Raw genomic sequence first — 13,289 nt, 5'->3', positions numbered from 1 at the left:
TTTTCTTCCAAGAAAATTGCCAGGAAAATGGGTGTTTTCCTGGTTCCGCAACTTGCACCGAGGGTATGCAATGACCGAGCTTCCCACCAAGACCGACCGCAAGATGGGGCTGGTCATTGACCTGGATACCTGTGTCGGCTGCCATGCCTGTGTGATTTCCTGCAAGGGCTGGAACACCGAAAACTATGGCGCGCCGCTATCAGATCAGAATGCCTATGGCGCTGATCCCTCGGGCACCTTCCTCAACCGCGTGCATTCCTATGAGGTGCAGCCATCCCCCTGTGCCAGCCAGCCCAACCCGGCGGCCCAGCTGGTGCATTTCCCGAAATCCTGCCTGCATTGCGAAGACGCCCCCTGCGTCACCGTCTGCCCCACCGGCGCCAGCTACAAGCGGGTGGAGGACGGTATCGTTCTGGTCAATGAGTCCAACTGCATCGGCTGTGGCCTTTGTGCCTGGTCCTGCCCCTATGGCGCCCGCGAGTTGGATCTGGCCGAAGGGGTGATGAAGAAATGCACGCTCTGTGTGGACCGGATCTACAATGAGAACCTCGAAGAGGTAGATCGGTCCCCTCCTGCGTGCGGACCTGCCCGGCAGGCGCGCGCCACTTTGGCGATCTTGGGGATCCTGACAGCGATGTCTCCAAACTGGTGGCAGAGCGCGGCGGCATGGACCTGATGCCGGAAATGGGCACCAAGCCTGTGAACAAATACCTGCCCCCCCGCCCCAAGGATCAGATCGAGGATCAGATCGACATTCTGGCCCCGCTGCTGGCCCCCGTCGCAGAGGAGCCCAAAGGCTTCCTCGGCTGGCTGGACAAGGCGCTCGACAAACTTCCCGGCCATTCCGCAGAGGAGACGAACTGATGCATCCCGCACCTTCTGTTATCCTCTTCACCACCCTCTCTGGTCTCGGCTTTGGCCTTCTGGCCTTCCTTGGCCTCGGCAAGCCTGAGGTGACGGGCTGGGTCGCCTTTGTGTTCTATGCCATCGCCTTTGGTTTTGCGGTGGGCGGGCTTCTGGCTTCGACCTTTCACCTTGGCAGGCCGGAACGGGCCTGGCGCGCCTTTAGCCAGTGGAAAACCAGCTGGCTCAGCCGCGAAGGCATCTGCGCCGTTGCGGCCCTCATTGTGATGGGGCTCTTTGCCTTTGGCGCGGTGTTTCTGGACACCCATTGGTGGGTACTCGGCTGGATCGGCGCGGCGCTGTCTCTGGCGACCGTCTTCACGACCTCGATGATCTACACCCAGCTGAAGACCATTCCGCGCTGGAACATGTCGCTGACGCCGGTGATGTTCCTGTCCTTCAGTCTTGCGGGCGGGTCACTGCTGGCCGGGGCGGAGGCGTTGGCGCCCTGGTTGCTGGCCATCGCAGGTTCGGTGCAACTGGCCTATTGGGCCAAGGGCGATCAGGCCTTTGCCACCTCTGGCACCGATATGGGCACCGCCACCGGCCTTGGCGATCGCGGCACAGTGCGTGCGTTTGAACCGCCCCATACCGGCTCCAACTACCTGTTGCGTGAATTTGTGCATGTGGTCGGGCGCAAACATGCGCAGAAACTGCGGGTGATCGCCTTTGCCTCAGGCTTTGCGCTGCCCTTGATCTGCCTCATCCTGCCGGTTGAGGGGCTAATGCTCAAACACCTGCTCGCAGGCGTCGCCGTACTGCTGCACATCGCAGGGATCGCGGTTTCCCGCTGGCTGTTCTTTGCCCAGGCCGAACATGTGGTCGGGCTGTATTACGGCAAGCGTTGAGCCATCCCAAACCCACGAGGATCAGGGCGCCCCAGCGGCGCCCTTTTTCGTGGGCCACATCTTTTTTCAAAAAATCCCACCGGCCATGTCACAAACCCGCCCGCTGCCTCGTCCTGTTTCTGAACCCATCAGAAAGGACCAAATGATGTCGCAACGTCTCGATTATTTCTCTGTCGCCGGGGATCTGTTCAAACCGATGATGGAGCAGGAAGCCCTGTTCAAAAACAGCACCTTGGAATTCAGTGTGGTGGAACTGGTGAAACTGCGGGCCTCCCAGATCAACGGCTGCGCCTTCTGCATCCATATGCACACCCATGAGATGCGCGCCCATGGCGAGAGCGAGGACCGGATGCATCTGCTGAACGCCTGGCGCGAATCGCCGCTTTACACGCCCCGCGAACGCGCGGCGTTGGCGTGGTGCGAGGCGCTGACACGGGTGGAGGCCACCGCCGCACCCGATGCCGACTATGACGCCGTGGCAGAGCTGTTTGAGCCGCGCGAACAGGTGCTGCTGACGCTGCTGATTGGCGCCATCAACAGCTGGAACCGCATTGCAATCGGCTTTCGCAGCGCCCACCCTGTGAGCGAGAGCACAACAGGGGCCAACGCGGCGTGACAGCACAGACCAAAGACACAGGAACCGATGCGTTTCTGACAGCGCGGCCGCGATTGTTTGCGGCCGCCTACCGGATGCTGGGCAGCGTGACCGATGCCGAAGATATCCTGCAGGACGCCTATCTGCGCTGGCAGTCGGCCCCCAAGGGGGAGGTTCTGGACCCGACCGGGTACCTGATGCGGATCACCACGCGGCTCTGTCTCGATCAGTTGAAATCAGCCCGCAAACGGCGCGAGACCTACCCCGGCGAGTGGTTGCCAGAGCCCGTGCTAACTGATGAGGCCACCGAGCTGCTGGATCATGACGTTTCGGTTGCGCTTCTGCTGGCGCTGGACGCCCTCTCCCCGCTGGAACGCGCGGCCTTCCTTCTGCATGATATCTTTGACAGCTCTTATAGCGACGTGGCCTCCGCGCTGAACCGCACGCCCGAGGCTTGCCGCCAACTGGCCACCCGCGCGCGCCGCAAGGTGCAGGCCTTGCGACCGGAGGCCCCCAGCCGCCCAGACCAAGGCGAGGCGCTGACCGAAGCGTTCTTTCGGGCCTCCAAAACCGGGGATATGACCGCCCTCACCCGGTTGCTGAGCGAAGATGTGCAGCTGATCTCCGATGGCGGCGGCAAGGCGATGGCGGCACTCAATCCGATCTATGGACGCGACAAGGTGCTGCGGCTGCTGGCCGGGCTTGCCCGCAAAGCCCATCACACAGCGCCAGATCACTGGCGCCTGTGTCAGCTCAATGGCCTGCCTGCGATTGTGAGCCGCGGTGAAGATGGCATTCTGCAAGCCACCTCGCTGGATATTCGCGCGGGCCGGATCACCCGCATCTATGTCACCCGCAACCCGGACAAAACGCGGCATCTGGCATCTGTGCTGGGGTGATCTGCCGTTGCCCAGGCAGCGCACGCCCTGCTTACCGCTGATACATCTGACGGCCCTATTCTGTTGTGGATCGCGATCACGTCCGGGCTTTACGACCCCGGACACCATGGAAACCGACCCAAAGGGCAACTCTGCCATCGGGTTTGTGCAAAACAGTTTCGCACCGGGGCAGTGACGCGCCCCGCAATTTCCAGCCATTCCCGGGACCTTCACCGGGGCGGCGCCGCCTTTTTATTTCCACCAAGTCTGACCGTAGGCATGTGACCCTAAACTGCCGGTTAGAGACAGAAGACAGCCAAAACGAAACAGACCGGAACGCAGCAGCGTCCCGGCCTGAGATGACGTGTCTATGATCGCTGTGCTGCGCTTACAGCAGACCTGCGTGCGCCATGGCGGCGTCGATTGCCGCCTTGGTGCTGTCTTCCAGACCGGTCAGCGGCAGACGCACCTCCTCGCTGCACAGGCCCAGTTTCGACAGGCCGTATTTCGCCCCCGCCAGACCCGGCTCAATGAAGATCGCCTCATGCAGCGGCATCAGCTTGTCCTGATACTCCAACGCCAATGCGTAATCACCGGCCAGCGTCGCCGCCTGGAACTCCGCGCAGAGCTTCGGCGCGACGTTTGCAGTGACCGAAATGCAGCCAACCCCACCATGGGCGTTGAAGCCCAGCGCGGTGGCATCCTCGCCAGACAGCTGGATGAAATCCGCACCGCAAGAGGCGCGCTGCTGGGACACGCGGGCGATATCGCCGGTTGCGTCTTTCACACCAATGATACGCTCCAGCTTGGCCAGTTCGCCCATGGTGGCAGGGGTCATGTCGATGACCGAGCGACCGGGAATATTGTAGATCACAATCGGAATATCGGCGCAGTTATGCAGCTCGGTGAAATGCGCGATCAATCCGCGCTGGGTCGGCTTGTTGTAATAGGGCGTCACCACCAGCGCGGCATCGGCGCCAACCTCGGCGGCGAATTGCACGAACCGCTTGCCCTCAACCGTGTTGTTGGATCCGGCCCCGGCAATCACCGGCACCCGGCCTGCCGCGATTTTCACCACTTCGGCAATGACGGTCTCATGCTCTTCATGGGTCAGCGTCGGGCTTTCACCGGTGGTGCCCACCGGGACCAGCGCCGTAGAGCCTTGATCAATGTGCCACTCGACCAACCGTTTGAGCGTATCCAGATCCAGCTCGCCGTTGGAAAACGGGGTGACGAGGGCTGGCATAGAGCCTTTGAACATGGGCACGCTCCCTTTGCTGTTCGTGCGGGCGCAGAATTGCACCGGCTTGAGTGATGGACATGCCGGGGATTTGAGTTGATACCGGCAGGTCACGGATTATCGTCATTGGCTCTATCCCCGGAACGTTGGAAAATGCAAGAGATGACACGCATTCTGGCCCTTATTGCCCTCATTTCCGCCACTGTGAGCGGCACCGCTGCCATGGCCGTGGACCTTGGTCGCGCGCTGGAGCTGATGCGCTCGGAAAAATGGAGCGAGGCCGGGCGAAGTGCCGACCATGAAGCCACCGTCGCCCGCGATGTGATCGAATGGCACCGGCTGCGCGCCGGGATGGGATCGGCTTCCGATGTGATAGCGTTTCTGGCGCGGCGGTCTGACTGGCCGGGGCTGGCGCTGCTGCGGCGCAAGAATGAGCCACAGATTGCCGAGGCCGGGCGTAAGACCATCCTTGCCTTCTACAAAGACACCCCTCCGCAGACGGCCGAAGGCGCGCTGAGCTATGGCCGCGCGCTGATCGCAGCCGGGCAGAAAGGCGAAGGCGAGGCAGAGCTGGTTCTGGCCTGGCGCACCATGCCCATGGGGTCGGTCATTCAGGACGATTATCTGAAACGCCACGCCAAACTTCTGGGCCCCCATCACGCAGCCCGACTGAACCGGCTGCTGTGGGACGGTCACAAGGTCAGCGCACGGCGGATGTTGCCGCTGGTCAGCGCCGATCAGCGCAGGCTGGCAGAGGCCCGACTGGCGCTACAGGAGGTGGAGCCGGGTGTGGATGGCAAGATCGCCGCCGTCCCCGACGCGCTGAAGGATAACGCGGGCCTGGCCTATGACCGCTTTGCCTGGCGCGACCGCAAGCGGCGGCAGGAGGATGCCATCACCCTGATGATGGATCGAAGCACCACCGCCGAAAAACTGGGCGAGCCAGCCAAATGGCTGCGCCGTCGCCGCGATCTGGCGCGGCAGGACATGCGCGACGGCAATCACGAACGCGCCTACCAGCTGGCCGCGCATCACTTCGCGCCGGAGGACGCAGGCTATGGCTATTCCGATTGCGAATGGCTGGCAGGCTATATCGCCCTGCGCAAGCTGAACGATCCGGAACTCGCCGCCTATCACTTTGAACGGTTCCTTGCCTCCGTCGAAAGCCCGATTTCGGTGGGTCGTGGCGGCTATTGGCTGGGTCAGGCCTATGGTGCCCATGGCGATATCGAGAAAGCCCATGCCGCCTATGCCAAGGCTGCCGATTATCAGACATCCTTCTACGGGTTGCTGGCGGCAGAGGTTCTGGGCCGTCCCTTTGATCCAGACCTCATCACCCCGCCGCAGCTGCCTGACTGGCGCGCGGCTGGGTTTTTGAACTCCACCGTGGCGGAGGCCGGGCTGTTGCTGTTGCAGGCAGGCGATCTGCCGCTGGCGGAACGCTTCCTTACCCATCTGGTGGAGGGGCTCGGCCCGATCGAGGCGCGCCAGCTGGGGGAGATGGCCGTCGCCATGGAAGAGCCGCATCTGGCGGTGATGATCGCCAAGCGCGCCGCTCAAAAGGGCGAAGAGCTGGAGGCGGCTTATTTCCCGCTGCATCCCGTCGCGCAGAGGGACCTGCCGATGGCACGCGAAATGACCCTCGCCATTGCCCGGCGAGAAAGCGAATTTGATCCCATCGTGATCAGCCATGCGGGCGCGCGGGGGCTGATGCAGGTGATGCCCGCCACCGCCAAGCTGGTCGCCTCAAACATGGGTATTCAGGCCAATCACACAACGGGACGGCTGATCTCCGACTGGTCCTATAACGCCCTTCTAGGCAGCAACTACCTTGCCGATCTGGCGGGTGATTTTAACGGCAATGTGGTGATGATGGCGGCAGGTTATAACGCAGGCCCACATCGCCCCAAGGCCTGGATGGAGCGCTATGGCGATCCGCGTGACGGCACGCCGGGGATTGTCGACTGGATCGAACACATCCCCTTCAACGAGACGCGCAACTATGTGATGCGCGTCACCGAAAGCCTGCCAGTCTATCGCGCCCGCCTTGGCAAGACGCCGCTGCCGGTGCCCTTCTCGCAGGAGCTCGCTGGCTCAACCCTTCACGCGTTCGCGCCATAGGGTGAACAGGCCCGCCGCCACGATGATGGACGCACCGATGGCGACATTGGTGCGGATCACCTCGCCGAAAACAATCACCCCAAGCGCCGCCGCCCAGATCAGGTGGAAATAGGCAAAGGGCTGCACTGCGCTGGCCTCGGCCATCTCGTAGCATTTGATCAGCAGCCAATGCCCGGTCACACCGGTGAGGCAAAGGACGCCCATCCACATCCAGTCGCCCTGGCTCATCGGCTCCCAGTACCACATGCCCACCAGGGTCATCGCCACCATGCCCGCAACACCGGTCCAGAAGAAACTGGTCGCTGTGCTGTCACGCCGCGCCGCATAGCGGGTGATCAGGCCATAAAGCGCAAACATCAGCGCCGAGATAAACGGGATGATCGCCAGCGGATCAAAGACGCCGATACCGGGTTGCAGGATGATCAGCACGCCAATCAACCCCACCGAAATCGCCGCCCACCGCCGCCATCCCACCTGCTCCCCCAGCACCGGCCCGCTAAGAGCCGCAACCAAGAGCGGGTAGCAGATGAAGACTGCGACGCTTTCGACCAGTCCCAGCACGGTAAAGGCATAGACGGCAACGCAGATTTCCGCGACCAGCAGCACCCCACGAAAGATCTGCAACCCCAGCTGGTCGGTGCGCGCCGTTGCCCGGATCCCCCCGGCGCGCGCGCCGCAAGCGCGATCACAAACAGCGCAAAGAACCAGTAACGCACCATGATCACCATGAAGGTGTTGTACTGTCCCGCCAGATGCCGCGAGATCCCGTCTTGCATGGCAAAGACCACCGTTGCAGCAATCATCAAAAGCACACCGGCGGTGACGTTGTTCTTCTGGGTGATCGGCGTGATCCGGGGCGGATGAGGCTCCAGGATCTTCGCATCGGGGCGCATGGTCATCGCAATTGTGCCTTTGTCATATGCCGCTTGCGCCCGAAACCGGGCGTGCGGGAAACCTCAAATCCGGCGGCCTCCAACCCACGGCGGACAAATCCTGCCGCCGTATAGGTCGCCGCGCTGCCGCCGGTTGCGGTGTGGCGGGCGACCTCGCCCAGCAGGTCCTCCTGCCACAGCTCCGGGTTCTTGGCCGGTGAAAACCCATCCAGAAACCAGGCATCCGCCTTGCCTGTCCACTCCGGCAGCGACACGCGGGCGTCGCCGGTGATGACATTGACGCGCAAATTGCCCAGATCGCACGCCCCGGCGCCCTCCCAGACCGCCAGAAACCGTTCGGCCCAGGGCGCCACCTCGGGAAAGGCTTCCAGCGCGCGGGCCATATCCTCCACCGCCATCGGGAAGGCCTCGAAACTGGTGAAATGCAGCACCGATGGTGCGGCGCAGCCCTCCTGCGCCGTCTCCCAGGCGCGCCAGGCCGCCAGCAGGTTCAGACCGGTGCCAAAGCCCAGCTCGGCAATGTGAAAGTCGGTCCCCGCCTCTGCCGCGCTGGCAAAGCGGGTGGCCAGATCATTGCCGTCCAGAAACACATGCCCGGTCTCGGCCAGCCCATCGTGGATGGAGAAATAGGGGTCGTCGAACTGATCGGATACCGGAATGCTGCCATCCCGCCAGCTGAGCCGCGCCTGCTGGTCTGCCATGCTATTATCCCCTAAATGATGCGGTGGAACGGCGCGACACTGGCGAAAGGGTGCGAAAATGGCAATGGCAGATATCACCGTCCGGGGCGCCGGGATCTTTGGGCTGTCCATCGCCTGGACCTGTGCGCGACGCGGCGCATCGGTGCAGGTGATTGATCCCTTTGGGGCGGGCGCTGACTCCAGCGGCGGGCTGGTCGGCGCGCTGGCCCCGCATGTGCCGGAGAACTGGAACCCAAAGAAGCAGTACCAGTTGGAAAGCCTGCTGATGGCCAACGCGTTCTGGGCCGAGGTCGAGGCCACCGGCGGGGTCTCTCCCGGTTATGGTCGCACCGGACGGCTGCAACCGATCCAGGATCAACGCACGTTGGATCTGGCCCGTGCCCGCGTAGGGACTGCGCAGACCTACTGGAAGGGCGATGCCGAATGGCGCGTCTGCCCGGTCTCTGAGATGGGGCCATGGGTGCCGCCCAGCGCCACCGGTTTTGTCATTCACGACACGCTGAGCGCCCGGATGCATCCCCGCCGCGCCTGTGCTGCGCTGGTGGCAGGGCTGGCGGTCATGGGGATCACGGTGCAGGCAGAGGCGCCCGATCAGGGGCTGGTGGTCCATGCCATGGGTTATGCCGGATTGCTGGAGCTGAACCGGATGCTGACAGGTCGCGACGGCCCGGCGGCAGGCAAGATAGTGGGCAATGGGGTGAAGGGTCAGGCCGCACTCCTGCGCTTTGCCGAAGGCCCGGAGGTGCCACAGCTTTATGCGGATGGGCTGCACATCATTCCCCATGCGGATGGGACATTGGCGATTGGCTCCACCAGCGAGCGCGAGTTTGAAGATCCCGCCAGCACCGATGCGCAGCTGGACGAGGTGATCGACCGGGCGCGGGCTGCCCTGCCGGTGCTGCACGGGGCTGAGGTGATCGAACGTTGGGCCGGGGTGCGGCCCCGTGCCCGCTCCCGCGCGCCGATGCTGGGGGGCTGGCCGGATCGGCGCGGTCATTTCATCGCCAACGGTGGTTTCAAGATCGGCTTTGGCATGGCGCCCAAGGTGGCCGAGACCATGGCCGACCTTCTGCTGGACGGGCGGGATGATATCCCCGAAGGTTTCCGGGTCGAAGATAACTTCTGAATGACAGACCAGGGGGCAGAGAGATGATCGCCTATATCACCATCGGCACCAATGACATAACCCGCGCCCGGGCGTTCTACACCGCGTTCCTGCCGAGCACTTGGCTATGATTTCAGCGAAGGGTCCGACGGCCTCAGCTTTGCCCTGCCGGTGGCGGAGGGAGAGGTTCCGACCGCGCCGGATGTCTATGTCAAACACCCGTTTGACGGCGCGCCTGCTGCGGCGGGCAATGGGGTAATGGTGGCCTTTCAGGCTAGGCACTCAGGCGCAGGTGCGTGCCCTGCATGCCGCTGCAGTGGCGGCAGGGGGAACGGATGAGGGCGCGCCGGGATTTCGCGCGGCTTATAGTGCGGGGTTCTACGTGGGATATCTGCGTGACCCGCAGGGCAACAAGATTGCACTTTTCTCCAGTAACCCGGATGAGCCGAGCCGCGACGGCTAGCCCGGCACCTCGCATCAGGCCGCAAAAACCCGGAGCGATCAGCTCGCACCGGGTCTGCTGGGTCTTTGTCTGACTTAGCGCGCGATTTCGGCCCGCAGCGCGGTCATCAGCGCCTCAAGCGTTTCGGTGTAGAGATCGCTGAGCAGCCGACCGCCTTCGTCGAATTCCGAATGCGATGCCGCCAGATGTACCTGCGGCGCAGTCAGGACGCGGGGCTGAAACGGCACGAGAAATGTGCGCAGCAGCATCTGGGATTTCTCACCGCCGGCACGACCCGCAGCGGCGGACATGATGGCGACGGGCTTGTCTTGCCAGGGCTTGTTGCTGGTGCGGCTGACCCAATCGAGGGCGTTTTTCAACACACCTGATGGCGCGCCATTGTATTCCGGAGTGGAGATAATCACTGCATCCGCCGCCCCGATTTGATCGGCAAGTGTTTGAACCGCTGCAGGAATGCCACGCGCCTGTTCATCATCGCCGTCATACAGCGGCAGGTTGAGATCGGCCTCGCTGACCTCGGCAGGGCCAAACAGGCGCACCGCTTCGGCGAGCAGTTTGCGATTGGTGGCCCCAGCGCGCAGCGAGCCGGAGATGGTGAGAATTTTAGGGTCGGACATGGAAGGAGGCCTCTTTCGGTTGGCAATGTCTGTCTGGTCCCAACCTATTCCGCTTCAGCCGCAAGAAAAGCCCAAACCCTGCGCAACTCATGTGCACAAGTTCACAATGCGCACATATTAGCGCCAAACCTGCACATTTTCGCACAAAAAAGACCGCACCCTTCAGCGCGGTCTTTCATGAGTGTCGCAGCTATTACGCCGATTTGGGGATCAGGCGCCCTGCGGGATCACCACGATTTCGACGCGGCGGTTGCGGGCCTTGCCCTCGGCAGTGAGGTTGGAGGCCACCGGCTGGCTCTCACCGCGGCCAATGATCTGCACGCGGTTGTAGGGCACACCGCCGGCCTGGATCTGATCGGCGACTGCATTGGCGCGGCGCTCGGACAGGCCTTGGTTATAGCCCGCGTCGCCATCACTGTCGGTGTGACCGATCACCTGCACCTGGCTGTTGGGATAGCGCACCAGGCTGCTGGCCACTTTGTTCAGGTCAGAGCGTACCGCAGGCGAAATCGCCGCGCTGTCGGTGGCGAAGGTCAAATCATTGGGCAGCGACACGATCAGGCGGTCGCCAGTGTTGACGATGGAAATACCGTCGTTGGAGATCGACTGGCGCAGCTCCCGTTCCTGTGCGTCCAGCTGGTTGCCGATCACGCTGCCAGCTGCAGCCCCGACCAGCGCACCAGTGACAGCCCCCAGACCCCGGTCGGAATCATTGGCCGCGGCGCCAACGCCCGCCCCGATCAGGCCGCCAATCAACGCGCCGTTCTGGGTTTTGCTGCCAGGGGTTCCGATGGTTGCGGGATCGGTACAGGCGGTCAGGCCAAGGCCAGCGGCCACAATGGCGGCGGTGGTAAGTTTCATCTGCATCATCAAAATCTGCCTTTTGCTTGCTCAATCCGGGCAGCGCCCGTGCATCCGGTAGAATATCGTGCTGCGGCGCTGCCATCACAAGGTAACGCTCTTTTGCCTCGGCGAAAACCTGCCCAGTTTCCGCTTTAGATTGAAGGGATCTGGTCCTCATCGCCGCTGACCCCGCCCTCCTGTTCCATCCAGAGTTTGCGCAGCAGATCTGCCTCGTCAGCAAAGCTGTCCTCAAGCAGATCGGCGCAGAGCATCCGGTCGGTGCGAAAGTGACGAAATCCTCCCCGCAACTCGCACCAGGCGGCCAACAATGTGGTTTCGACATTGTAGATCAGCGCCAGCGGGCGCAGGAGCCGCTGGGTCTCACCACTGTCCGGGCCAAGATAGGTGAGCCGCAGTTTGCGGCTTTCGCGGACGGCCTGACGCAGAAGCCCCTTGGAGACGCAGCCGAGTTCGGGGTCATCCGGCGGCGCGCCACCCCAGGGGGCCACTTGCAGCCGATCCCCCGGTGAACGGCATTCCATCACCTTGCGGCAGACCCTTATGGCGGCCTCCTGCAGGGCGCCATCCCCGGTGCGGATCAGCATCGACAGCCCCACATAAAGCGCCTCCAGCTCTTCATCGTCAAAGTTGAGCGGCGGCAGGTCATAGCCCTTGCGCAGCATATATCCGATGCCTGCCTCCCCCTCGATCGGGGTGCGCATGCCTTGAAGTGCGGCGATATCGCGGTAGACGGTCCGCTTGGAGACCTCAAGCTTCTCCGCCAGATCCTCCGCCCGGATCGGGGCGCTGGCGGCGCGCAGGATCTGGATGACTTCGAACAGGCGACCGGTGCGTTCCATGGGTTTTCTCCACTGACAGGCTGCTGACATCTTAGCACGCCCCGCTGACAAAGCGTGTCAGCAGCGTTGTGGTTTTCTCGTTTCAGACAGAAGGAGAGACACCATGTTGACCTATGACTGGATTGTTCTGATCACGCTGGGCAAGGACAAATGGGAGGCACAGCGCCGGTTTCCCAAATCTCACGAATTGGAGCGAGACGCCGCACAGATCCGGGGGGCGGCTGAGGAAGCCGCCAAAGCCGCAGCGCGCGCGGAGGCAGAACCGGTGTCGACCGCCAAACGCCCCGGACTGCTGCGGCGCCTGTTTGCGCGGCGCGCGGATCAGGGCGCGACGGGTGCGGGTCAGGCCGCGCCGTCCTGCTGTCCCTCGTCGCGCGCCGCCTCATAGGCCAGCATCGCGCGTTTGACCGGCAGGCCCCAGTGATAGCCACCAAGGGCGCCGGATTTGCGCAGCGCGCGGTGGCAGGGGATCAGCCAGCTGACCGGGTTGCGCCCCACCGCCGTGCCGACGGCGCGTACCGCACGGGGCGCGCCGATGGCGTGGGCAATCTCGGAATAGGTGGTGACCTGCCCCGAGGGGATGCGCAACAGCGCCTCCCAGACCTTGATCTGCAAGGGCGCGCCAATCATATGCAGCGCGGCCTCGCCCCGCTGATCAAAGATCGCCTCCACCATCGCGCGCAGGGCCATCGGATCCTCGACAAAATCGGCATCGGGCCAGCGGCTGCGCATATCGGCCATGGTCGGCTCCGCCCCGGTTTCTGCGGCAAAGCCCATACCACAGATGCCCTTCTCCGTGCCCATCACCAGGACCAGTCCGAACGGGCTGTCAAACCAGCCCCAGAGGATGCGCAGGCTAGCCCCCTTGCGGGCGTATTCACCGGGGCTCATCGCCTCCCAGCGCAGGAACAGATCATGCAGACGGCCACTGCCGGAAAGACCAACCGCATGCGCCGCCTCCAGCGTGGTGAAATGCTCCTGCAACAGGGCCTTGGCGTGGCCAAGGCGCAGATACTGCTGGTAGCGCTTGGGGGAGACGCCGACCCAGGCCGAGAACAGGCGTTGAAAATGCGCCGGGCTCATATCCATGGCGGCGGCCAGTTCGGCCAGGGTCAAAGCCTCGCCGCCCTCGTCAATCAGCTCAATCGCGCGGCGCATGACACCGTAGTGATAGCTCTGTTCGCGTGCCTGCATGTTCATGGGGACCCCTCCCGACCTGTGT

Annotated in this window: 12 protein-coding genes and 3 pseudogenes; 8 read left to right on the top strand and 7 right to left on the bottom strand. The window is 63.1% G+C overall.

Going from position 1 to position 13,289, the window contains the following annotated elements:
- Positions 1–70: 70 nt before the first annotated feature.
- The 4 genes and pseudogenes from L0Z65_RS17320 (at position 71) to sigJ (ending at position 3,245) form a co-directional block, all read left to right on the top strand.
- Positions 71–864: pseudogene (locus L0Z65_RS17320) on the top strand (4Fe-4S dicluster domain-containing protein).
- Positions 864–1,751 carry a dimethyl sulfoxide reductase anchor subunit family protein gene (locus L0Z65_RS17315; protein WP_405109522.1) on the top strand — a complete coding sequence of 296 codons (888 nt, stop codon included), beginning with the start codon at positions 864–866 and terminating at the stop codon, positions 1,749–1,751. Before L0Z65_RS17320 ends, L0Z65_RS17315 begins: the two are co-directional and overlap by 1 nt.
- Positions 1,752–1,896: 145 nt before the next feature.
- Complete coding sequence (locus tag L0Z65_RS17310) at positions 1,897–2,367, top strand: carboxymuconolactone decarboxylase family protein (protein ID WP_405109519.1); 471 nt, start codon at positions 1,897–1,899, stop codon at positions 2,365–2,367.
- On the top strand, positions 2,364–3,245 hold the full coding sequence (gene sigJ / locus L0Z65_RS17305; RefSeq protein ID WP_405109516.1) for an RNA polymerase sigma factor SigJ: 882 nt from the start codon (positions 2,364–2,366) through the stop codon (positions 3,243–3,245). Before L0Z65_RS17310 ends, sigJ begins: the two co-directional genes overlap by 4 nt.
- Before the next feature lie 367 nt (positions 3,246–3,612).
- On the opposite strand, the gene dapA is transcribed toward sigJ, so the two are convergent.
- On the bottom strand, positions 3,613–4,485 hold the full coding sequence (dapA, locus tag L0Z65_RS17300) for a 4-hydroxy-tetrahydrodipicolinate synthase (protein WP_014881062.1): 873 nt from the start codon (positions 4,483–4,485) through the stop codon (positions 3,613–3,615).
- A 141-nt stretch (positions 4,486–4,626) separates the two neighbouring features.
- Here dapA and L0Z65_RS17295 point away from each other — a divergent pair, with 141 nt between their 5' ends.
- Positions 4,627–6,585: a lytic transglycosylase domain-containing protein gene (locus L0Z65_RS17295; RefSeq protein ID WP_405109513.1), complete on the top strand. Its 1,959-nt coding sequence runs from the start codon at positions 4,627–4,629 to the stop codon at positions 6,583–6,585.
- On the opposite strand, the pseudogene L0Z65_RS17290 reads toward L0Z65_RS17295, so the two are convergent.
- Positions 6,559–7,388: pseudogene (locus L0Z65_RS17290) on the bottom strand (DMT family transporter). The gene L0Z65_RS17295 and the pseudogene L0Z65_RS17290 sit on opposite strands and share 27 nt — an antisense overlap.
- Before the next feature lie 92 nt (positions 7,389–7,480).
- Positions 7,481–8,179, bottom strand: coding sequence for a tRNA (5-methylaminomethyl-2-thiouridine)(34)-methyltransferase MnmD (gene mnmD / locus L0Z65_RS17285; RefSeq protein WP_405109510.1), 699 nt, complete (start codon positions 8,177–8,179; stop codon positions 7,481–7,483).
- A 58-nt stretch (positions 8,180–8,237) separates the two neighbouring features.
- Between mnmD and L0Z65_RS17280 the strand changes: the two genes are divergently transcribed.
- Together L0Z65_RS17280 and L0Z65_RS17275 are read left to right on the top strand one after the other, a co-directional pair.
- A complete protein-coding gene (locus L0Z65_RS17280; protein ID WP_405109507.1) occupies positions 8,238–9,305 on the top strand; it encodes an NAD(P)/FAD-dependent oxidoreductase in 1,068 nt (355 codons plus the stop codon).
- 23 nt (positions 9,306–9,328) lie between these two features.
- Positions 9,329–9,747: pseudogene (locus L0Z65_RS17275) on the top strand (VOC family protein).
- Positions 9,748–9,821: 74 nt separating this feature from the next.
- Here L0Z65_RS17275 and L0Z65_RS17270 read toward each other — a convergent pair.
- The 3 genes from L0Z65_RS17270 to L0Z65_RS17260 all read right to left on the bottom strand — a co-directional run bounded on the left by L0Z65_RS17270 (position 9,822) and on the right by L0Z65_RS17260 (position 12,067).
- The gene (locus L0Z65_RS17270) at positions 9,822–10,364 is read right to left on the bottom strand and encodes an NADPH-dependent FMN reductase (RefSeq protein ID WP_096872534.1); all 543 of its coding nucleotides are present in this window, start codon (positions 10,362–10,364) and stop codon (positions 9,822–9,824) included.
- A gap of 210 nt (positions 10,365–10,574) precedes the next feature.
- On the bottom strand, positions 10,575–11,234 hold the full coding sequence (locus tag L0Z65_RS17265) for an OmpA family protein (RefSeq protein WP_096872536.1): 660 nt from the start codon (positions 11,232–11,234) through the stop codon (positions 10,575–10,577).
- A 125-nt stretch (positions 11,235–11,359) separates the two neighbouring features.
- Positions 11,360–12,067 (bottom strand): helix-turn-helix transcriptional regulator, encoded by a 708-nt coding sequence (locus L0Z65_RS17260; RefSeq protein ID WP_405109503.1) that lies wholly within the window; start codon positions 12,065–12,067, stop codon positions 11,360–11,362.
- A gap of 103 nt (positions 12,068–12,170) precedes the next feature.
- Here L0Z65_RS17260 and L0Z65_RS17255 point away from each other — a divergent pair, with 103 nt between their 5' ends.
- A complete protein-coding gene (locus L0Z65_RS17255; protein ID WP_096872539.1) occupies positions 12,171–12,455 on the top strand; it encodes a hypothetical protein in 285 nt (94 codons plus the stop codon).
- Here L0Z65_RS17255 and L0Z65_RS17250 read toward each other — a convergent pair.
- On the bottom strand, positions 12,410–13,267 hold the full coding sequence (locus L0Z65_RS17250; RefSeq protein WP_405109500.1) for a methylated-DNA--[protein]-cysteine S-methyltransferase: 858 nt from the start codon (positions 13,265–13,267) through the stop codon (positions 12,410–12,412). The two genes, L0Z65_RS17255 and L0Z65_RS17250, sit on opposite strands and share 46 nt — an antisense overlap.
- Between the last annotated feature and the right edge of the window lie 22 nt (positions 13,268–13,289).

The organism is Phaeobacter sp. BS52 (assembly GCF_045040595.1).
In the GTDB taxonomy this organism is placed as follows: domain Bacteria; phylum Pseudomonadota; class Alphaproteobacteria; order Rhodobacterales; family Rhodobacteraceae; genus Phaeobacter; species Phaeobacter piscinae.
Note: the sequence above shows the minus strand (reverse complement) of the source record. Positions and strands in the feature narration are given on the sequence as shown.

What these genes read in the sequence shown, in the direction of transcription:
- L0Z65_RS17315 (WP_405109522.1), top strand. Translation starts at nt 864, where the DNA reads ATGCATCCCGCACCTTCTGTTATCCTCTTCACCACCCTCTCTGGTCTC.
- L0Z65_RS17310 (WP_405109519.1), top strand. Translation starts at nt 1,897, where the DNA reads ATGTCGCAACGTCTCGATTATTTCTCTGTCGCCGGGGATCTGTTCAAA.
- dapA (WP_014881062.1), bottom strand. Translation starts at nt 4,485, where the DNA reads ATGTTCAAAGGCTCTATGCCAGCCCTCGTCACCCCGTTTTCCAACGGC.
- L0Z65_RS17295 (WP_405109513.1), top strand. Translation starts at nt 4,627, where the DNA reads ATGACACGCATTCTGGCCCTTATTGCCCTCATTTCCGCCACTGTGAGC.
- mnmD (WP_405109510.1), bottom strand. Translation starts at nt 8,179, where the DNA reads ATGGCAGACCAGCAGGCGCGGCTCAGCTGGCGGGATGGCAGCATTCCG.
- L0Z65_RS17280 (WP_405109507.1), top strand. Translation starts at nt 8,238, where the DNA reads ATGGCAATGGCAGATATCACCGTCCGGGGCGCCGGGATCTTTGGGCTG.
- L0Z65_RS17270 (WP_096872534.1), bottom strand. Translation starts at nt 10,364, where the DNA reads ATGTCCGACCCTAAAATTCTCACCATCTCCGGCTCGCTGCGCGCTGGG.
- L0Z65_RS17265 (WP_096872536.1), bottom strand. Translation starts at nt 11,234, where the DNA reads ATGATGCAGATGAAACTTACCACCGCCGCCATTGTGGCCGCTGGCCTT.
- L0Z65_RS17260 (WP_405109503.1), bottom strand. Translation starts at nt 12,067, where the DNA reads ATGGAACGCACCGGTCGCCTGTTCGAAGTCATCCAGATCCTGCGCGCC.
- L0Z65_RS17255 (WP_096872539.1), top strand. Translation starts at nt 12,171, where the DNA reads ATGTTGACCTATGACTGGATTGTTCTGATCACGCTGGGCAAGGACAAA.
- L0Z65_RS17250 (WP_405109500.1), bottom strand. Translation starts at nt 13,267, where the DNA reads ATGAACATGCAGGCACGCGAACAGAGCTATCACTACGGTGTCATGCGC.